Source organism: Pseudoalteromonas sp. 3J6, assembly GCF_903995135.1.
Classification (GTDB): Bacteria; Pseudomonadota; Gammaproteobacteria; order Enterobacterales; family Alteromonadaceae; genus Pseudoalteromonas.
Genome location: NZ_LR877185.1, coordinates 3,198,691 through 3,218,979 on the forward strand (window position 1 = coordinate 3,198,691; position 20,289 = coordinate 3,218,979).

18 protein-coding genes, 4 tRNA genes and 2 pseudogenes are annotated in these 20,289 nt (G+C 39.4%); 18 read left to right on the plus strand and 6 right to left on the minus strand.

Annotated elements, in window-relative coordinates:
* Window position 1: 1 nt before the first annotated feature.
* A complete protein-coding gene (locus P3J6_RS14490; RefSeq protein ID WP_109874407.1) occupies window positions 2–268 on the minus strand; it encodes a helix-turn-helix domain-containing protein in 267 nt (88 codons plus the stop codon).
* Between the two features lie 360 nt (window positions 269–628).
* Between P3J6_RS14490 and P3J6_RS14495 the strand changes: the two genes are divergently transcribed.
* The 13 genes from P3J6_RS14495 to nth all read left to right on the plus strand — a co-directional run bounded on the left by P3J6_RS14495 (window position 629) and on the right by nth (window position 11,167).
* The gene (locus P3J6_RS14495) at window positions 629–1,165 is read left to right on the plus strand and encodes an XRE family transcriptional regulator (protein ID WP_232735510.1); all 537 of its coding nucleotides are present in this window, start codon (window positions 629–631) and stop codon (window positions 1,163–1,165) included.
* A 674-nt stretch (window positions 1,166–1,839) separates the two neighbouring features.
* Window positions 1,840–1,916 (plus strand) — tRNA-Asn (locus P3J6_RS14500).
* 21 nt (window positions 1,917–1,937) lie between these two features.
* Window positions 1,938–2,014, plus strand: a tRNA-Asn gene (locus P3J6_RS14505).
* Window positions 2,015–2,035: 21 nt separating this feature from the next.
* Window positions 2,036–2,112 (plus strand) — tRNA-Asn (locus P3J6_RS14510).
* A gap of 23 nt (window positions 2,113–2,135) precedes the next feature.
* A tRNA-Asn gene (locus P3J6_RS14515) sits at window positions 2,136–2,212 on the plus strand.
* A gap of 171 nt (window positions 2,213–2,383) precedes the next feature.
* A complete protein-coding gene (locus tag P3J6_RS14520) occupies window positions 2,384–4,327 on the plus strand; it encodes a bifunctional diguanylate cyclase/phosphodiesterase (protein ID WP_198523409.1) in 1,944 nt (647 codons plus the stop codon).
* Window positions 4,328–4,567: 240 nt separating this feature from the next.
* Window positions 4,568–5,149 carry an electron transport complex subunit RsxA gene (gene rsxA, locus P3J6_RS14525; protein WP_008115244.1) on the plus strand — a complete coding sequence of 194 codons (582 nt, stop codon included), beginning with the start codon at window positions 4,568–4,570 and terminating at the stop codon, window positions 5,147–5,149.
* Window position 5,150: 1 nt separating this feature from the next.
* Complete coding sequence (gene rsxB / locus P3J6_RS14530) at window positions 5,151–5,705, plus strand: electron transport complex subunit RsxB (RefSeq protein WP_008115242.1); 555 nt, start codon at window positions 5,151–5,153, stop codon at window positions 5,703–5,705.
* A gap of 8 nt (window positions 5,706–5,713) precedes the next feature.
* Window positions 5,714–8,104 carry an electron transport complex subunit RsxC gene (gene rsxC, locus P3J6_RS14535; protein ID WP_198523410.1) on the plus strand — a complete coding sequence of 797 codons (2,391 nt, stop codon included), beginning with the start codon at window positions 5,714–5,716 and terminating at the stop codon, window positions 8,102–8,104.
* Window positions 8,101–9,159, plus strand: a complete 1,059-nt coding sequence (gene rsxD / locus P3J6_RS14540; RefSeq protein WP_008115238.1) for an electron transport complex subunit RsxD — start codon at window positions 8,101–8,103, stop codon at window positions 9,157–9,159. Before rsxC ends, rsxD begins: the two co-directional genes overlap by 4 nt.
* Window positions 9,156–9,794 carry an electron transport complex subunit RsxG gene (gene rsxG / locus P3J6_RS14545; RefSeq protein WP_055013368.1) on the plus strand — a complete coding sequence of 213 codons (639 nt, stop codon included), beginning with the start codon at window positions 9,156–9,158 and terminating at the stop codon, window positions 9,792–9,794. Before rsxD ends, rsxG begins: the two co-directional genes overlap by 4 nt.
* Window positions 9,791–10,489, plus strand: a complete 699-nt coding sequence (locus P3J6_RS14550; protein ID WP_008115234.1) for an electron transport complex subunit E — start codon at window positions 9,791–9,793, stop codon at window positions 10,487–10,489. The genes rsxG and P3J6_RS14550 overlap by 4 nt, the downstream gene beginning before the upstream one ends.
* A gap of 45 nt (window positions 10,490–10,534) precedes the next feature.
* Window positions 10,535–11,167, plus strand: a complete 633-nt coding sequence (gene nth / locus P3J6_RS14555) for an endonuclease III (RefSeq protein WP_198523411.1) — start codon at window positions 10,535–10,537, stop codon at window positions 11,165–11,167.
* Window positions 11,168–11,247: 80 nt separating this feature from the next.
* Here the strand turns inward: nth and P3J6_RS14560 are convergent, their stop codons facing one another.
* The 3 genes from P3J6_RS14560 to P3J6_RS14570 form a co-directional block, all read right to left on the minus strand.
* Window positions 11,248–12,174, minus strand: a complete 927-nt coding sequence (locus P3J6_RS14560) for a retron St85 family RNA-directed DNA polymerase (RefSeq protein ID WP_198523412.1) — start codon at window positions 12,172–12,174, stop codon at window positions 11,248–11,250.
* On the minus strand, window positions 12,174–13,163 hold the full coding sequence (locus tag P3J6_RS14565; protein WP_198523413.1) for a retron St85 family effector protein: 990 nt from the start codon (window positions 13,161–13,163) through the stop codon (window positions 12,174–12,176). The genes P3J6_RS14560 and P3J6_RS14565 overlap by 1 nt, the downstream gene beginning before the upstream one ends.
* A 394-nt stretch (window positions 13,164–13,557) precedes the next feature.
* Window positions 13,558–14,073: a hypothetical protein gene (locus P3J6_RS14570; RefSeq protein ID WP_198523414.1), complete on the minus strand. Its 516-nt coding sequence runs from the start codon at window positions 14,071–14,073 to the stop codon at window positions 13,558–13,560.
* A gap of 318 nt (window positions 14,074–14,391) precedes the next feature.
* Here P3J6_RS14570 and P3J6_RS14575 point away from each other — a divergent pair.
* Window positions 14,392–14,641, plus strand: a pseudogene (locus tag P3J6_RS14575) (endonuclease III); the annotation flags it as partial.
* Between the two features lie 283 nt (window positions 14,642–14,924).
* Here P3J6_RS14575 and P3J6_RS14580 read toward each other — a convergent pair.
* The gene (locus P3J6_RS14580; protein WP_198523415.1) at window positions 14,925–15,479 is read right to left on the minus strand and encodes a TetR/AcrR family transcriptional regulator; all 555 of its coding nucleotides are present in this window, start codon (window positions 15,477–15,479) and stop codon (window positions 14,925–14,927) included.
* 89 nt (window positions 15,480–15,568) lie between these two features.
* On the opposite strand from P3J6_RS14580, the gene P3J6_RS14585 reads away from it, so the two are divergent.
* The 4 genes and pseudogenes from P3J6_RS14585 (at window position 15,569) to gloA (ending at window position 19,594) form a co-directional block, all read left to right on the plus strand.
* Window positions 15,569–16,642 (plus strand): DUF418 domain-containing protein, encoded by a 1,074-nt coding sequence (locus P3J6_RS14585; RefSeq protein WP_198523416.1) that lies wholly within the window; start codon window positions 15,569–15,571, stop codon window positions 16,640–16,642.
* 154 nt (window positions 16,643–16,796) lie between these two features.
* Window positions 16,797–16,898: pseudogene (locus P3J6_RS14590) on the plus strand (endonuclease III); the annotation flags it as partial.
* A gap of 312 nt (window positions 16,899–17,210) precedes the next feature.
* Window positions 17,211–19,121 carry an aminotransferase class I/II-fold pyridoxal phosphate-dependent enzyme gene (locus P3J6_RS14595; protein WP_198523417.1) on the plus strand — a complete coding sequence of 637 codons (1,911 nt, stop codon included), beginning with the start codon at window positions 17,211–17,213 and terminating at the stop codon, window positions 19,119–19,121.
* An 86-nt stretch (window positions 19,122–19,207) separates the two neighbouring features.
* Window positions 19,208–19,594, plus strand: a complete 387-nt coding sequence (gloA, locus tag P3J6_RS14600) for a lactoylglutathione lyase (protein ID WP_198523418.1) — start codon at window positions 19,208–19,210, stop codon at window positions 19,592–19,594.
* Between the two features lie 49 nt (window positions 19,595–19,643).
* Here gloA and P3J6_RS14605 read toward each other — a convergent pair whose 3' ends face one another.
* Window positions 19,644–19,910 (minus strand): DksA/TraR family C4-type zinc finger protein, encoded by a 267-nt coding sequence (locus tag P3J6_RS14605; protein ID WP_055013360.1) that lies wholly within the window; start codon window positions 19,908–19,910, stop codon window positions 19,644–19,646.
* Between the last annotated feature and the right edge of the window lie 379 nt (window positions 19,911–20,289).

Genomic DNA, 20,289 nt, shown 5'->3' on the forward strand with positions numbered 1-20,289 from the left:
TTTACACCCCGTTCATCTTACGACGTCCGAGCTTACGATTTGGCTTGCCATCTTTACCGTAGCGCTCAGGCCATATTTCACAGGCACTTACGCCGATTACATCGGCAATAATTCGCTCTATAGCTGGGTAGGGTCTGTGTAATGCAGTTTGCACAGCATTTGAGGTGTAGCCGCGACTAAAAGACAACTGGCGGCATGACCAACCCTCATCCTCTAGCGCAGCTTTTATATCTGCTTTTGTCCAACCTGGACATTCTATGCTATCCATTTAAGCCACCTTTTGTTGTATATATTTGTATCCATAAACACAATCATATACATACATTTATATACATTCAAACTGTTTTTTATACAAACGTATACACAAAGGGTTAAGCTATTGATATTTAATATTATTTATTTTTATTAGGGGGTTCGCGGTTCGCGCTTTAAAGTGCGAAAGATCGCACTTGATAACACAGACTGTGTAAATTTTTTATTTTGTATGCACTCGCATGTGTGCTTAAATATATATACATCAATCATCCGAACACAGACTTGCTGATAAATGGCTGCATTCAACGACTATTTAAAATCGTTAAGGGAACAAAAATCCCTGGACATAGGCACTGTTGCTAAGCGCATTGGAGTGCATAGACATACTCAGTCAAATTATGAGGGCCATAGAGATCCCCCAATTGATTACTTGGTTGATTTTGCAGAGGTGGTGGGTGTGCCTTTTACTGAGATTCTTAAGAAACGCCTGGATGATTCAAAAGCCAATGAAGAAGCTGCTAAAAAAGCTATTAGTTCTTTAAGCGCAGTAAATTCAACCGATAACACAGTTTCTGATAATCCACTTAAGTACAAAACTAGCAGTGAATTACTGCAAGTAAAACTTGGTGAGCTTTCACATACTGCTGTGCCTATGGATGCAACCGTATACATTGACACCTGCAACAAGAACGTAGTACCTGGTGCTATGTATGGCTTTCTAAACCCAATGACCGGTTGTTATTTCGCAGCTAAGCTAGTGTTAACTGATACACAGCTTAGGCTGGTGTTTGATAACGCAAAGCGTAAAGATGCTGAATTTAATATTGAGGGTGGTAGTACTGAATCGCACTATATTTTGAAGACTCTAGGGCTTTTAGGTAGGGTTATTAAGGCTGAGCTTATTTTTTAGTTACCCATTTACTCCCGCGAATTTTAAAACGGCTTTTTTTTTTACCCATTTTATTCGCTCTTTCCTTTTCGCACTTAATTTTTGTTAAACTCGCTTTAAACCCTTATTTCTCCCGCGTTTTCCCACCTATTCTTATCTATTCCCTATTACCCATTAAGATCTGTTAGTTACAATATGGGATTATTTGTTTATTTAATGCAAATCCACACTCGTGCTGAATAAATAGCCAAGCCTTTGATTGCTTTGTTTTTATACAACTCCATAGCAGTTCTAAAATTATTAGGTTCTTATCAATATTTAAAATAGATATACGTCTTTGATTAAGATTCAGTTCAACAAACTTTAACGTTAGAAAAATAAAAGTGAGGTATTTATTTTAAATACGTTTATTTAGACTTTGTAAAAATATAGGAAATAGAACAGTTTTTTATCACTAAAAGCTGCTTTATTTAATTTTACGGCAAGTTTTATTAGCTAAAATTACTCTCTTGATTCAAATATTACGCTGTTTTTGTAAAACAATATCACTGCGCTTTACTTAAATAGTGTTATAAAACGCGCAGATTGCACATAAAAACAACGAATAGACCTCTTTTTTGAATTTATGATCTTTTATATGTTGACACTTTGCTATGCGGTCATTAATATTTCGCCCCGTTGAAAGGCAAGACGCTTCCCCCTTAGCTCAGTTGGTTAGAGCGACGGACTGTTAATCCGCAGGTCCCCCGTTCGAGTCGGGGAGGGGGAGCCAAGTTTTTCAGCCATAAACGATTCCCCCTTAGCTCAGTTGGTTAGAGCGACGGACTGTTAATCCGCAGGTCCCCCGTTCGAGTCGGGGAGGGGGAGCCAAGTTTATGTTTATGATGTAGTTCCCCCTTAGCTCAGTTGGTTAGAGCGACGGACTGTTAATCCGCAGGTCCCCCGTTCGAGTCGGGGAGGGGGAGCCAAGTCATAAAAAGTATATTTTAGTTCCCCCTTAGCTCAGTTGGTTAGAGCGACGGACTGTTAATCCGCAGGTCCCCCGTTCGAGTCGGGGAGGGGGAGCCAATTTACTACACTTCCATAGACATCTCCTTAAATTTGCTCTACCATTTCCTATTAAAATAAAAAACTTTTTGATTACAAAAACTAACTATTTGATAACTTTCTCTATCAAGCTATAATTATTTTAATAATCATGAGGTTGTGTCCTCCCCTTTGACATATAAAGATTAAACAATGGCAGCATTTAAAAAACTTATTTTTATACAACTGATGGCTTGGTTGATTCTTGTGACTGCTGGATGTTATTTTATTAGCCAAAACTTTGATAGTGCCATCGGTAAAGCTCAAAAAAATGCGCAGGCGACCGTCGAGCAATATATTAAAAACCTATCTGCAACTGACCTCTCTGCTGATAACTTAAAAAATACACTTGCAAGCAGTGAAATCTTTTCACATTTTACTTTACGTGATTATCAAGGTGCGGAAGTATTTTCAGTTAACAATTCAGCGCAATTACCTGTTATTGCAGACCTTATTCAGTCAAACAATAACTCAGTGCGCCCTCAGTATGCCACTAATGATAACGCCGATATAAAAGTTGAATTTAAAATAAACATCACTCATTTGAGTGAGCAGTTTCAAACTGCTTTTTTTATAATTTTAATTATTAGCACCCTACTCGCTCTAATACCTATTGCATTAATGAAAACCATTGTTAAGCACATTAATGACAATATATGTACGGACGTTGCTGATGTCATTGATATTTATATAAACCAAAATCAACTAGGCGATGATTTTGCGACTAAAATTGATTCGCCAGAGTTAGCTAAGTTAGGGAAAAGTTTAATTCCTAGCTTTAATCGTTTATCGCACTTTTTAAAAAGTAAGAATGACAATATAAAAAATGCTGCACACACAATAAAACGTGAGGCCTACAAAGACGGTGTGACTGAGTTAGGTAATCGCAATATGTTTGTTGATTACTACGAAAAGAATATTGAAAACACCGAAGTAAGTACATTTGGCTCTTTAGCACTCGTTCGCTGTAGTGAGTTGCAGTCTATAAATCAAAGCCGCGGTTATCAAAAAGGTGATGAATACATTAAAGCCGTTGCAGATATTATTGTCAGCATCAGTGGCACCTATTCCGGCAGCCAAGTTTTTAGAGTTAACAGCTCTGATTTTATAACAATTTTACCAAATACCCCGTTGAAAGAAGCCGAAAAATTTGGTGAGAACTTACAATCTCGCTTTACTCAATATATGCAAAACCAAGAGCTTAGCTCGGTTGCAAACACTGGTATTGTAGGGTATGAAAAATCAAAACCTTTGGGTGAGTTACTCTCTATTGTTGATAATGCAATGAGCATGGCGCAGTCTAAGCAAGCTAATGCGTGGCATGTGCAACGTGATACTGATCTAGTTAATAATGTGAGCGCAGGATTTGGTAACCAAAACTGGCGTAAAGTGATTAACGAAGTAATTGAGTCTAAAAGCGTCCATTTAGTGATCCAAAATATTATGCCTTTAGGCAAAAGCATTAAAGCCTATGCTGAAATTCAAGCCCGCTTCAAAACAGAAGAAAACCAAGCTTTGCCTACCGCTTCATTTTTAGCAATGGCTGAAAAGCTCGATATGGCCATTGAAATTGACAAGTTAATAATAGAATCGTCTTTGGAAAGAATAAAATCGAGTAATTTATCTGAAAAGTATTTTGGCTTAAATATTACCCCATCTAGCGCGCACAGCGACCAATTCATGATTTGGTTAGAGCGCCGCTTACTCAAAGATACCCATATTGCCTCTAAATTAATTTTTGAAGTGAGTGAATTTGGTCTTCAACAAAATATTAAAGCAAGCAAACGCTTTATTGATATGGTGCATCGAGTAGGTGCCAGAATAACGGTAGAACGCTTTGGTGTGGGACTCACCTCATTTAAATTTTTCAGAGATTTAAAACCAGATTTTATTAAAATGGATGCAAGCTATACACGTGGTTTGGAAGACGATAAAAACAATCAGTACTTTATGCGTTTAATGGTCGACCTTGCCCATAGAATTGGCGTCAGTGTTTTTGCAGAGGGCGTTGAAAGCCAAGAAGAAAAACATATTGTAGAAACATTATGCCTTGATGGCGTTCAGGGTTATTACATTGAAAAGCCTAAAGACATCTAACCCATCCTAACTCAGATAAAAAAGAGCATTTATGCTCTTTTTTACGTTTTAAAGTGTGCTTTTGCTATTGTTCAGCCGTTAAAATGCAGACAGCTTTTTAATTGCAAAGCTCTTAGATTTTGGCCCTTTAGAATTAGCCCGTTATTTTACGTTGTTTATTTAACTGATAATCACTCAACGTGTTGTTAATCGCAGTAGAAAAAAGGATAATACATGGGATTTTATTAGCGTGAGGCACACATGACAGAATACGTCTTGTTATTAATTGGAACAGTGTTAGTTAACAACTTTGTATTAGTACAATTTTTAGGCCTTTGCCCGTTTATGGGTGTATCAGGAAAACTTGATACCGCCATAGGTATGTCTTTAGCAACTACCTTTGTGCTAACGCTTGCCTCTGTGACCAGTTATTTAGTAAACGAGTATATTTTATTACCACTAGATATCACCTACCTGAAAACAATGAGCTTTATTTTAGTTATTGCAGTGGTTGTTCAATTTACTGAAATGGTTGTTAGAAAAACCAGTCCAACGTTATACCGTCTACTGGGAATATTTTTACCTTTAATAACGACTAACTGTGCAGTACTCGGTGTTGCTTTATTAAATATCAAAGAAGATCACACCTTTTTACAATCTGCCGTTTATGGGTTTGGTGCCGCAGTGGGTTTTTCATTAGTTTTAGTTTTATTTGCGGCATTGCGCGAACGTTTGGCCGCAGCAGATGTCCCCACTCCATTTAAAGGTGCTTCAATCGCAATGATAACGGCAGGTTTAATGTCAATGGCCTTTATGGGTTTTACTGGATTAGTGAAGTTTTAATATGACCTTGTTGTACGCTTTAATAGCGCTGGGTTTACTGGCGTTAATTTTCGGATTAATTTTAGGATTTGCAGCCGTACGTTTTCGAGTTGAAGGTAATCCTGTAGTGGAGCAAATCGATACCATTTTGCCACAAACACAATGTGGTCAATGTGGTTATCCTGGTTGTCGCCCTTATGCAGAAGCCATTGCCAATGGCGATGAGATAAACAAGTGCCCACCCGGTGGTGATGCCACAGTTAAGAAATTGGCCGATTTGATGGGTGTTGAGGCTAAACCCTTAGCCGGCGGCGAACAAGCCGAGCCAGTTAAAACGGTGGCTTACATTCGCGAAGACGAATGTATTGGCTGTACCAAATGTATTCAAGCCTGCCCTGTTGATGCCATTGTTGGTGCAACCCGTCAAATGCACACTGTTCTAATTGACGAATGCACAGGCTGCGACTTATGCGTTGAACCTTGTCCGGTCGATTGTATTGACATGCTACCTGTTGCACCAACAAAACAAACTTGGAAATGGCAACTAGACGCTATTCCTGTTACCCAAATAGATTAGAGGTTTGAGTGGAAAAGTTACTTGAACAAATAAAAAAAGGCACCGTTTGGGCATTTCCTGGCGGCGTACACCCTCCTCAGCAAAAGTCATTATCTAATAATGCGCCTATTGCGCGCCTTCCTTTGCCTGAAAAACTCGTTTTGCCTTTAAAGCAGCATATTGGCGCTAGCGGTAAATTAATTGTAGAAAAAAGCCAGCACGTATTAAAAGGTCAACCATTAACTAAGCCTTCTGCTAACTGGTCGGTACCTGTGCACGCACCGACTTCAGGCACTATTATTGATATAACGCCTATGCCATCAGCGCACCCTTCTGCCTTGCCTGAATTAAGCATTATTATTGAACCCGATGGCAACGATACCTGGTGTGAACTATCGCCTTTAGCAAACCCAGCCAATGCATCACACGATGAACTGGTTGATATTATTCATAATGCGGGGATCTCTGGCATGGGAGGCGCAGGTTTTCCAACCTACGTTAAAGCAGATATTAAGCAGCCGATTGAATTTTTAATCGTGAACGCGGTTGAGTGTGAACCTTACATCACGGCTGACGATACTTTAATGCGCGAACATGCCGCTGAAATAATCAAAGGTATTGAGCTCATGCAACAGCTGCTCAATCCTACCCTGTGTATTATTGGTATTGAAGATAATAAGCCCGAGGCTATCACAGCCATGACAGAAGCGGCGAAGCATAACGAGCATATTTTAATACAAACCGTGCCCACGGTTTACCCCTCTGGCGGTGAAAAACAGCTGATCAAACTACTCACTAACCGTGAAGTTCCTAATGGTGGCATTCCTGCTGATATCGGCATTTTAGTACATAACACCGGCACTTTATTTGCGATACAGCAAGCCGTATACGAAGGTAAACCGTTAATTGAACGTGTTGTTACCGTTACCGGCAATACTATACATAATCCAGGTAATGTATGGGCGCTATTAGGTACTGAGATAAAACACTTACTTGATTGCCAAGGGTTTTCACCTGTGCCGCAACAGCGCGTCGTTATGGGCGGCCCTATGATGGGCTTTACCTTACCAACGGTTCGTATTGGCGTTGTTAAAACAACAAACTGCATACTTGCCCCAGATCACAAAGAATTAGCAGAGCCTGGCCCAGAAAAAGCCTGTATTCGCTGCAGTGCCTGTGCCGATGCCTGCCCTGCCTCGTTATTGCCACAACAATTACAATGGTTTGCTAAATCAAAAGAATACGACAAACTCCAAGAACATAACTTATTTGATTGTATTGAATGTGGCGCGTGTGCCTATGTTTGCCCAAGTGAAATACCACTCGTTCAGTACTACCGCGTTGCAAAAGTTGAGATTAAAGAGCAAATTGCCGAGAAGATAAAATCTGATCGCGCTAAAGAACGATTTGATGCACGTAAAGCGCGTTTAGAGCAAGAGCAGGCTGAGCGAAAAAATCGTCACAAACGTAAGCCAGCAGCTAAATCAACCGAAGAACAGCAAAAAGTAGCCGATGCCCTTGCCCGCGTTAAAGATAAAACCAGCGATGGTGACAATAAATCAGCTGTAGCAGCGGCAATTGCGCGTGCTAAAGCTAAAAAGCAAGGTGGCGAACTTGAGCCAGATAACAGTGAAGTTGCAAAAGAACGCGCTGCCCGTAAAGAGCAAGCTCGCCTTTATAAAGAGCAAAAAGCACAAAGTAATGGTGATGACGAAGCTGTAGATGACAAAAAGTCAGCAGTTGCAGCCGCTATTGCCCGCGCTAAAGCCAAAAAGGCAGCACAAGCTAATGAGCAAACAGCAAGCGATGACACTGCAAGTGAATCACCCGTCGCTGCCGATGATAAAAAAGCTGCCGTCGCTGCCGCTATTGCTCGTGCTAAAGCCAAAAAGGCAGCACAAGCTAATGAGCAGGCAGCAAGTGATGACACTGCAAATGAATCACCCGTCGCTGCCGATGATAAAAAAGCCGCCGTCGCTGCCGCTATTGCCCGCGCTAAAGCTAAAAAGGCAGCGCAAGCTGCTGAGCAAACACCAAACGATAGCACAACAAGTGAATCTCCAGTTGCTGCCGATGATAAAAAAGCTGCCGTCGCTGCAGCCATTGCCCGTGCTAAAGCCAAAAAAGCAGCGCAAGCTGCTGAGCAAACAGCAAACGATGACATAGCAAGTGAATCACCTGTCGCCGCCGATGATAAAAAAGCTGCCGTGGCAGCCGCTATTGCCCGCGCTAAAGCCAAAAAAGCAGCGCAGGCTGATGAATTAGCAAAACAAAGTGAAAACACTGAGCCACCAAGCAACGATGAATCTTCAGAAGGTTCACAGCAAACAGCTCAAGAAAAAAAGAAAGCCGCCGTAGCCGCCGCTATTGCTCGCGCTAAAGCTAAAAAGCAACAAAAAGAAGGAAATGATCAGTCATGAAACTAACCATGGCCAGTTCACCCCACAATCATAGTCACAAATCTGTGACACGGTTAATGTTAACTGTGATTGCGGCTTGTATTCCTGGTGTTATTGCACAAGTTGTATTTTTTGGCACCGGTGTCCTTATTCAATTATTATTAGCGTTAGTGTGTGTAAGCGCATTTGAAGCAGCCGTTATGTTAATGCGTAAGCGCCCTATTTGGCCTGCATTAAGCGATGGCAGTGCATGGCTTACCGGTGTGTTATTGGCAATAAGTATTCCGCCTTTAGCGCCTTGGTGGATTATTGTTATAGGGTGTTTGTTTGCCATAGTTATTGTTAAACAGCTATATGGTGGTTTAGGGTTTAATTTATTTAACCCTGCAATGGCAGCCTATGTGCTTTTATTAGTGTCGTTCCCTGTGCAAATGACTGCTTGGTTACCCGTTACAGAATTACTTAATACGGGTATTACTTTTAGCCAGCAGTTAAGCTTAATCTTTAGCGACTTTACCACGTTAGGATACAGCTTAGATCAGCTCCGAGTAGGAATAGACGGCAGCACAATGGCTACCCCACTTGATACCTTAAAAACAGATATTGCTCACGGACTAACGGTGACAGAGAGCATGCAAAAGAGCGTATTTAATGAGTGGACTGGCCTAGGTTGGGGATGGGTTAACTTAGCCTTCTTACTCGGCGGCCTTTACCTGTTAAAAACAAAAGTAATTAACTGGCATATACCAGTGAGTTTTATTGCAAGCTTAAGCTTATGCGCAGCAATTGGTTATATTGCCTCGCCAGGCACTGAGCCGGGTGTAGTGTTTCACTTGTTTAGTGGTGCGACTATGCTGGGGGCCTTTTTTATCGCCACCGATCCTGTATCAGCTGCAACCACCAATCGAGGTCGCCTTATTTATGGTGCAGCAATTGGTTTAATCGTGTATTTAATTCGCACCTTTGGTGGTTTTCCTGATGCAGTTGCATTTGGGGTGTTGCTAATAAACATAGCGGTACCGCTTATCGATTACTATACACAACCAAGAACCTATGGCCATGGAGCAGTAAAATGATTATTTCTTCAATGGTAAAAAATGGCGCAATATTGTGTGGGTTTGCGTTACTAACAACGGGACTCGTTGCCACAATTAATACACTTACCGCTGATAAAATTGCAGAGCAAGAGCAGTTGCAATTAACTAATCAGCTTCAAGAAGTATTGCCGCATTCCAAATACAGCAATGAGCTATCGCAAGATTGTGTAATTATATCTGATCCATTACTAGGGCCATACGACAACCAAGTTATTTATCGTGCCCGAAAAGATAACGAACCTGTGGCATTAGTCATTCGTCATGTCACCCCTAGCGGCTACAGTGGTGATATAAACTTACTAAGTGCAGTATATCGCGATGGTACCATTGCGGGTGTAAGGGTAACCAAACATGAAGAAACACCAGGTTTAGGTGATAAAGTTGAAATAAAAAAATCAGACTGGATCACCACATTTAATGCAAAAACAGTACAAAGCGAAAGCGACGATCGTTGGGCTGTTAAAAAAGATGGCGGTCAGTTTGATCAGTTTACTGGCGCTACAATTACACCTCGTGCCGTTGTAGGCTCAGTCAAAAACGCGGTACTTTATGCACAAGATAACTTTGATGCTCTGTTCACAGCAGCAAACGCATGCCCAGAGGTAACGCCATGAGCGAATTAAAAACCCTTTACAAAGAAGGCTTATGGGGAAATAACCCCGCCTTGGTACAGTTATTAGGTTTATGCCCTTTACTCGCTGTTACCTCTACAATTACTAATGCGCTAGGTTTAGGCTTAGCAACCTTATTGGTATTAGTAGGCTCTAATATTACTGTATCAATAGTGCGTAACTGGGTACCTAAAGATATTAGAATACCTGTGTTTGTGATGATCATTGCCGGTTTTGTAACAATTGTGCAGCTGTTAATGAACGCTTACACTTTTGGCCTTTACCAATCTTTAGGGATTTTCATTCCGTTAATTGTAACCAACTGCGCCATTATTGGCCGTGCAGAAGCGTTTGCCTCAAAAAATCCAGTGCACTTATCCGCCTTTGATGGCTTAATGATGGGCTTAGGCTTTATGTTGGTTCTGGTTGTACTTGGCGCTATGCGAGAACTGATTGGACAAGGCACATTATTTGATGGTGCCGATTTATTACTCGGGCCTTGGGCTGCTATATTGCGCATTGAAGTATTTAGCTTTGATAGCCAGTTTTTATTGGCCATTTTACCACCGGGCGCATTCTTAGGGCTTGGTCTGCTGATTGCCGCTAAAAATGTAATTGATGCACAAATAAAATCAAAACAAGTCGCACCGCCAGAAGCTGAAAAAGGCCCTAGAGCGCGTGTAACTAGCTTAACTTAAGGGGAAAACGCATTAACTTAATAAAGCTAATGCGTTTTAAGTTACATGAATAAAGAAAAACGTCACCAAATACTCACTCGCTTACGCGACGACAATCCACATCCTGAAACGGAGCTTGAATATTCAAGCCCGTTTGAGTTATTAGTTGCCGTTACGCTTTCAGCACAAGCCACCGATGTTGGGGTAAATAAAGCCACTCGTAAATTATTTCCGGTTGCTAATACACCACAAGCAATTTTAGATATTGGCCACGACACGCTGCGTGATTACATAAAAACCATTGGGTTGTTTAATTCCAAAGCAGCCAATGTATATAAAATGTGCCAAATATTGGTAGATCAGCATAACGGTGAAGTGCCAGAAAATCGTGAAGCCCTAGAAGCCCTGCCTGGCGTTGGCCGTAAAACTGCTAATGTAGTACTGAACACTGCTTTTGGCTGGCCGACAATTGCAGTTGATACGCATATTTTCCGTGTATCAAACCGTACTAAACTTGCTATGGGTAAAGACGTGGTTGCGGTTGAGCAAAAACTCGAAAAAGTGATCCCCAAAGAATTTAAAGTCGATGTACATCACTGGCTCATTTTACATGGGCGCTATACCTGCGTTGCCCGTAAACCAAAATGTGGCAGCTGTATTATTGAAGACTTGTGTGAGTTTAAAGAGAAAATAGAGTAATTAAAGCCTGCTTTGTGCCATGAGCGGACATTCATGATTAACTCGTTTCAGCCCCAAAACAAGCTACAAAAATTATAAATCTAATCTGAAAATATTGATTGAATTACTTCTTTACCATACTTTTTTTCCATTCGGATAAAGAAAGCTGGTTCAACAAATTTGGCGAACGATATATGGCCTCGTAAACAATCTTTTTGTTCGTCAGTTAAAATACCCAAACTGTACTTATGGATTAATGACGATATCGTGCGCTTTTTTGAGCGGCCTAGCGAAAGTTTTGAGTCATTGGTTATTGTAATTCCAGTGACGTGCCGATTATGTCCCTTTGAAGAAAAAACAGTTTTAATTGAGTTAACTTTGATTGAACCATTACAGTGCTTTTTTAATTGCTCGCTAATAACTTTTGGGAATTCAAACAGAACCTCTTTTCTATTTGTTGAAAATGTTAGGTCATCTGCATAACGGGTATAATTTACTCCTAATTCTGAGCAATATTCATAAATTGCAGCATCAAAAAAATACATTACAAAATTAGAAACTAATGGCGAACTGGGTGCGCCAATACTAAGTTTCAGTCTACTTCTGCGAGTTAACTTGTAAAACAGTAAATTTGAAAGCAATTCCTTATCTAGGTTCGAAAAGTTTATCCCGCAACTGCTTGCTACTTTAAAGAATAGTTGTGGCTCAATGCTTGGGAAAAAATCTTTACAGTCCATTTTTAGCATGTATCGGGTATTTTTATGCGCAAGCGCATTATCTTTAATACTAACCCCTTTTTTATATGCTTTTGCTGAGTCATGCACAGGTAATATGCTTTCTAATTTATTGACAATAAGTCGTTGAATAAATTTTAACTCTTTTGAAGGATGCGCTATTCTTCTTTTCCCATTACCGTTTCGCTTAGGGATGCGGTATTTCTTATACCTATGTGGAGCTGTTGCAGAAAACTTTAGAATTTCTGACTCACTAATAACTAGCATTGTTTTTAACAATAGCATTATATCCATTAGTTACCTTCTTCCATTTTGGGAACGACGTTTTGCAGTACATTCAATCTTCTTCTTGCAAGTTGAGAATCGTCGGTGACATATGTTAGACGTAATGCCATTGTTAATGTAGAGTCATCTATTATTTTGTTATCCGTTGTTCGGCCAAAATTTACTAATTTTTTATCGCGATGAATAGGGTAATAATATGTATTGGTGCTTTCTCTTTCTTTGTCAATAAACCTCATTTTTCTAAGTAGATATAAGATTCGTTGGAGAGTGCCTTGCTGTACTTCAATTCCTAAGTGTTTTAATACTTTTTCTATTTCACCCAGCATAATGGGAAAAGACAGTCGAATAATTTCCGCAATTAAATACGAAATATGGCCAGAAATTTTTTCTTTAAAATTTTCTGTTTTATGAGTGTTTTTAATTTTTTCTTCAACATTATGACAAAGATCTTCTAAGTAATAATTGTCATATTCAGGTTCATTTTCTTGAACGTCATCATTTAGTGAAGGGAAAGGATATGTGCAAAATGAATTTTCAACTTTGCTTTCGATAAATTTTAATGGACCCAAATAGATGAATGAATCCTCTGTTTCTAGTTCATCCTTCGGAACAACAACTAGAAGTTTTTTAAAAAATGCAGGCCTAGAACAATAAAGCCCTAACTCAACTAACGAGCCAGCGCTTTCAAGAAATATAATAACTAATGTTGATAAACTGGCTATATCATCTTCAAAAGTTAGTAAATCCCGATAGTTACCATCTGCGTAGTAATCTTTGAACTCTTCGGCTAAAACAATGTAGTCGTGAAACTCAATGCCTTTTTCTGCGGTATACCGCATTAGTCTATCTCGAAAACTACCAGGAGGAAGTTGTTTGTCTACAGGGTGTACTATCCCGCCACAAACAAATAGGGTTTTGATTGCGAATTGAACTTTAAAGTTGTCTTTGTTTAACCTGCCAAACTGTTCTTGTAAGGCCTTTTCGTACTCTGCTGACAAAATCCATTCTCTTGAAAACAAAGAAGCGAACTAAATGTTCGCTTCTTTTACACTCTTTACTAGAGGAAGCGTTATAAAGTTTTATAGCGCTCCTGAGGCACGAAGGATCGTTATAAAACTTTATAACGCAACCCTAAATGTGCTCAATAAGTTAGAGTCTGGCTAATCGCCCGACTAGGTTAATTCAAGGAATCATCCCAACGCTAAAGAGTAAAAATATATTAAACCTTTAAGAAGTTGGTGGCAACTCGTTTCTGTCCAAAAACGAGTTTTTCTGGGCGTCTGCTCATCGCTCATTGCCGAAGTATGCCTGAGAATTTAAAGCGGACGATAGTAAAACATTAAGCAGCGCGGCCAGCCTGCAAGCCGATGCTGACGTTAGAATAAAACCTCATCACTTTCGCCTAAATTTACCAGCCCGAGAATGCCATTTTGTTGAGTCTTTTACGCTTTCAAAGCGATGTTGCATGTTGTTATATCGGGTCCCGCCAGGCTCAATACTTTCGGTGCTCGCGATTAGCATGCGGTTCAAGTTTTCTAGCTCGTAAAGCTCTAAATTAGGCAATCTTAAAGCCATATTTTTCTTAAAATTCTTGTGGGCCTTTATTTGGCTAATTAGAAACTTCTTTTCTTTCTTTTCGTATTCAATAATTTTTTCGTCTGCGATGTGTTTTTCATGTGTTTCTCTTTCAGGATCCTGCTTCCTTTTTTTCTTAATTTTTTCTTTGTTATTTTTCAAGGATTTTTGAATGACGTTGGAATACGCCCATTTTTGAGCTGCTCTTAAAGCTACATTCCAATTTTGGTCATTAGCTTTAAATTTAAGCGACAGAAGATGCTCTTTAGTCCATTTACCTGATTTTAGCATTTCCCATATGAACTGCTTATTTTCTAGTACTTTATTATCCACGCTCATTCTAGCTTCGGTCTCAAACCTAATGATAATTTAATATTAGTGCGCTCATCACATATATTTCTGCCGACTCCACGCTCATTTTTCTACATTAAATAGTTTTAGCAAATAACGCGAAGTATTACTATCTCTAAGTTTTCTCAAACTTTAAAGTAAAGTTAAATAGAACAATATGCGCGCGTCGCTCATTTTCGTGAATATATGCGCAAAGCAGAGTTTGATCACCCAATTGACTTTTATATTATTCAATATCAATGACAGGTTTTCGCTCAAAGCAGTCTTGAAAAAGTAAGTATTTTCGTTCTACGTTCATTATATTTTGGCTGGCCGACCATTGCCGTAGACACGCACATATTCCGTGTATCAAACCGTACTAAGCTTGCTATGGGTAAAGACGTTGTAGCGGTTGAGCAAAAGCTCGAAAAAGTGATCCCCCAAAGAATTTAAAGTCGATGTACATCACTGGCTCATTTTACATGGCCGCTACGTGTGTACTGCACGAAAGCCCAAATGTGGCAGCTGTATTATTGAAGATTTATGTGAGTTTAAAGATAAGACTGAATAGCTCCCACCTGTTAAGGTACGAAAGCGGACGTTAGCTTTGGCTTACCCAGTGTCAAGTTGCGACATAGCTGGCTTAAGTTGTGTCGATTTCCCCCCAAAAAAAGAACTGATAGGTAGCAAACTGATCTTTTAAATAAATTAACCACAAGATGTGCCTAGTAAACTTATAACGATTCACTCACTTCTTTTAGCAGCTAAGTGTGCTCGTTGAATGGCTCAGGGGTTATGCTGGCGTAGTAACTGTCTTCAGTAAATTAATGTTACATCTATATTCTTGCAGGGGGTTATGAAGCAACCCCACTCTTGAACGATAAAAAAGCTAAATGTGCTGCCTTACCTGAACTGTAATTATCTAGATGACTCATCTTGTAACCTGCGAACAATAAACCTTCAAAAAAATAAAAAATCCAATCAACACAGAAGTGCTTACTTAATAACCCCTCATCTTTCGCAAGTTTTATCAATTCTCGTATCTCGTTATCTTGCTGTTGCATACGAACTTGAAGCTTTTCACTTTTCTGAAACATCTTCTCGAACTTTTGCAAAAAAGCGAATTCCTCGTATAACGGCAAAGTATTTTCGAATACAAGCCTAATAGCATCCAATGAGTCTTTAGCTTTATTTTCAACGGACATATTTACTTCGTCAAAGCGGTCTAAACAATATAACGCAATCTCTTCTTGAAGCGCTTCCTTATGCTTAAATTGGCGGTACACCGTTGCTCTACCAACTTCAGCCCTTTTAGCCACGTCAACTAGCGTTGAATCCTCATTTTGAATAAACAGTTTTAACCCCGATTGAATAATTTTTTTTCTCGAATTATTTGTTCTTGCATCCATTTTATGAGACAGCCTTGTATCATCTATTAAGTTCCATTATGATACAGCAATGTCTCAAAAGTTAAAAATGAATTCTGTGGAGCAAGAGAGTGAATAGACTAATCGGTATTGACTTTGCAAGAGCGTTAGCGCTCTTTGGTATGGTTATTGTCAACTTTAAGTTAGCCATGAACGCCGATATTGGCACACCACAATTAATAGAGTTTGCGGCTCTATTCGAAGGTCGGGCTTCGGCTTTGTTTGTTATATTAGCGGGTATAGGTATTGCATATTTAACTAAAAAATGTGTTACCAGTGGATCACTTGAACACATCAAGCAAGTAAGAACCTCTTTGATAAAAAGGTCTGTTTTACTACTTTTGATTGGCTTGGCTTTTACACCTATTTGGGAAGCCGACATCTTGAAATTCTATGCATTCTATTTTTTGATAGCTGCATTATTATTTACTCTTAGCAGCAAGAAACTGCTCAGTGCATCTATCGGTTTTGTTTTTGCATTTCCATTAATGTGGCTATTCTTTGATTACGAAAAAGGATGGGATTGGCTTGAGCTTAGTTATTCTGGTTTTTGGACAACTGAAGGAGTGATTAGACACCTTTTCTTTAATGGTTATCACCCAGTTTTACCATGGTGTGGTTTCTTGCTATTTGGCATATGGTTGGGTAAACAAGATTTATCCAATACTAATGTAAGGAAGTCTTTGTTTACATGGTCTTTAAGTATTTTACTTATTGTAGAAGCAAGCTTCTATATGCTGAGAATGTGGGCAGGAGATGACCCGTCTATTGGCATGTCAAAAGATGAAATTGAGTTTTTGTTAACCACGTCAATAATACCGCCGTTGCCACAATATATGTTTTCAGCTGCAAGCTCTGCCGTTCTTGTTTTGCTGGTTTCTCTAAAACTAGCAAGTGTATTTCCTACCAACCGGTTAATTGAGTGGCTAAGCAAAACTGGGCAGTTAACGTTAACTCTGTATGTAGCACATGTCATTATTGGCATGGGAATTCTTGAGGCAACTGGCTTACTCGTTAATCAAACCATAGACTTGTCAATATTTTCCGCATTGGTTTTTTGCATAATTAGCATAATTTTCAGTGTGTTTTGGCTCAAGTATTTTAAACACGGGCCTTTAGAATTGATTTTTAAAAAATGCACTTAGTAGGCCAAAACATTGTTTTAAAAAACTAAAACTATTGAGACTGTTAGCTGACTGTTAGCTGTTTAATTAGGGTAAATAATGCTATATCGATAGTAACAGTCAGGAAGTTAATAAAAGCATCCTATAGGTATTACCTTTTGCATCTACTTTTATTATCTTTCGGCTGGCCGACTCAAACCTTGATAAGTTTGCTATGGGGAAGAACCTTGTTGAAGTAGAAGAGAAGCTCGAAAAAGTAGTGCCTAAAGAGTTTAAAGATAAAGTAGAATAGATCCGTAAATAAAAAACGTTCATTTAGCACGATTGTTAATAATAAACCTCAATTATCAGGCTTATAAGAATAAGCTCAATTATTAATTCGTATTCCAGTGTTACTTTTTTGTTTATTCAAAGTAGGTGTCTAACTTTGGCACCTTTTATTTTTCATACCTTGTAAATCAATTCAAATAAAATCTGTTTATTCGTGATTTGCCGTAATTATTGGAACATTTCCAAAGTATTAATTTCACAAGTATCATTCCTTTAGTTATGCTACTGAGCATAAATAAAATTATAGTGCGGACCCTCTATGTTACCCTTACTTCGTATATTGTTAATTGAGCAAGACCCTAGCACCTTAAAAGAACTTTCGACGAATCTGTCAAAAGTTATCCCTAATTTTGAGCGAAACGATATTCATATCGATATTATTGAGTACCTTGAACTTGAACAAGCACTGGAGTGTGTAAAGGAAGATGGTGATATTCAGGCCGTTGTACTTAGTTGGGATGTGCAAAATAAGGTTGGTGAACGCACTTATAGTCGTTTTATCGAGCATCTAAAGGGGATCCGTCTTGAATTACCTGTGTATGTTATTGGTGACGACACAGAGGGGCTAGAAATTGTTAATGAGTCGGAGGAGATTGAGTCATTCTTCTTTAAAGATGAAGTAATCTCAGACCCTGAAGCAATTTTAGGTTATATGATCAATGACTTCGATGACCGCTCAGAAACGCCTTTTTGGACAGCGTACCGTCGCTATGTTGGCGAGTCGAACGATTCATGGCACACTCCAGGACATAGTGGCGGTTCTAGCTTTAGAAATTCTCCTTATATTAAAGATTTTTATCAGTTTTATGGCCGTAATGTGTTTGTGGGTGACTTGTCGGTGTCAGTCGATTCGTTAGGCTCATTATCAGATAGCACCAATACCATTGGCCGTGCCCAAGAGTCAGCTGCTGCTACGTTTGAGGTGAAGCACACTTACTTCGTCACTAATGGGTCATCCACTTCAAATAAAATCATCTTGCAGACACTGCTTCGCAAAGGCGATAAAGTGATTATTGACCGTAATTGCCATAAATCTGTGCACTATGGCATTTTGCAATCAGCCAGTTTACCCATTTATTTGTCGAGTATTTTAAACCCTAAATATGGGATTTTTGCGCCACCGTCATTGGCTGATATCAAACAAACAATTGAGCAGAACAGCGATGCGAAATTGCTGGTACTAACAGGGTGTACTTACGATGGCCTACTGAGTGACCTTAAACAGGTAGTCGAGTTTGCTCATCAACATGGTATTAAGGTGTTTATCGACGAAGCGTGGTTTGCTTACTCGCTATTTCATCCAAGTTTACGGTATTATTCTGCGATTCATGCTGGCGCTGATTATGTTACTCATTCAGCGCATAAAGTGGTATCGGCGTTTTCTCAGGCATCGTATATCCATGTAAACGATCCTGATTTTGATGCTGACTTCTTTCGCGAGATTTACAGTATTTATGCCAGTACATCGCCGAAATATCAGCTTATCGCTTCTCTTGATGTGTGCCAAAAACAATTGGAGATGGAAGGCTATAAGTTACTCAATGCCTTGTTAAATCATGTAGACGAATTTAAGCAACAGATGGCATCACTAAAGCAGATTAAAGTGCTTGGTAAACAAGAGTTTACGGAAATATTCCCGCACTTTAGTGATGATAACATGGGCCACGACCCGCTAAAAATTCTTATCGACATTAGCGAATTACCCTATTCATTAAAAGATATTCATAAGTATCTGCTGGATGAAATTGGCTTAGAAATAGAAAAATACACCCACAGTACTATTTTGGTGTTACTGACTCTTGGCGGCACGCGCTCGAAGATCATTCGCTTATACAATGCGTTAAAAAAACTCGATAGTGGCAAGGTAAAACTAGCCACATCGACGCGACGTTCTCGCTTACCGGAGAATTTACCAGCTATAGACTTAGCCTGTATTCCAAGCGAAGCTTTTTATGGCGAGCGCGAATCGGTACCTATTAGCAAAAGTAACAACCGCATTTGCGCCGGTTTAGTTACGCCCTACCCGCCAGGAATTCCGCTTTTGGTTCCGGGGCAACATATTACACAAGAGCATATAGACTATCTGAAGGAGCTTGCAGGACAAGGGTTAACGATTCAGGGCAGTTTTGATGGCGAAATATATGTCCTTAAAGGTAAAGTTGAGAAGTAAAAATATCGCGTAATACAGTTTTATGATTAGGAATTGCTTATAATCGTACTTTACAGATTTCAAAGAATAAATTGAGGTAAATTTAAATGCGTTTACTACATACTATGTTACGGGTTGCTGATCTAGATAAATCAATTGCCTTTTACACTAATGTGCTAGGTATGAAAGAGTTACGTCGTGCAGATAATGAAGAGTATCGCTATACCCTTGCCTTCGTCGGCTACGGTGATGAAACTGATACAACAGTACTTGAACTGACCTATAACTGGGATATTGACAGCTACGATTTAGGTAATGCCTATGGCCATATAGCGATTGAATTTGATGATATTTATAAGGCCTGTGGGGATATCAAAGCAGCTGGCGGTAACGTTAGTCGTGAACCAGGTCCAGTAAAAGGTGGCAAAACGGAAATTGCATTTGTTAAAGACCCTGATGGATATGCAATTGAACTTATTCAGAAAAAATCATAAATAATCACGGGTAGTATTTTACCCATAAAAAAAGGTGCCTTGAGCACCTTTATCGTAATTGACTATCTTTACTGCCACGGCGATTAAACGCGTTAGCATTACTTGGTAGCCCTTCTAATTCCGCTTGGCATGAAATACAGTAGCGCACGCCTGGTAATGCTAACCTTCTTGCTTGTGGTATTCTCTCGTCACACTCATCACAAAGCTCAGCGCTCGCTCCTGAAATTAGGTTACTTCTTGCGTATTGCACTGCATCATTAACACTTGCATCTATTTGATCTTGAATTGCGCCATCTCGCGCCCATCCACTTGCCATAAATCCTCCTCATTTTTTGGAAGTTTTATGTAGATTAACAAGTAGAATATTTATAAGCCCTGAATAAAAAACACAGATACTTTTAATTAAGTCTTTTGAGGTTGAACAATACTTGAGTGAATATCGTGACTCTAGGCTTTGATAAACCTAAATATTTAATTTAGAGAGGTATTTTATAGACGAACGTAAGAAGTGCTTGAACAGAAAGTTTTTTATCTTAATAACACATACCTACTTTAGAAAAAGTAAGTGGCGTCCCCAAGGGGATTCGAACCCCTGTTACCGCCGTGAAAGGGCGGTGTCCTAGGTGTCTCTTATACACATCTAGATGTGTATAAGAGACAGGTTTAAAGATAAGACTGAATAGCTCCCACCTGTT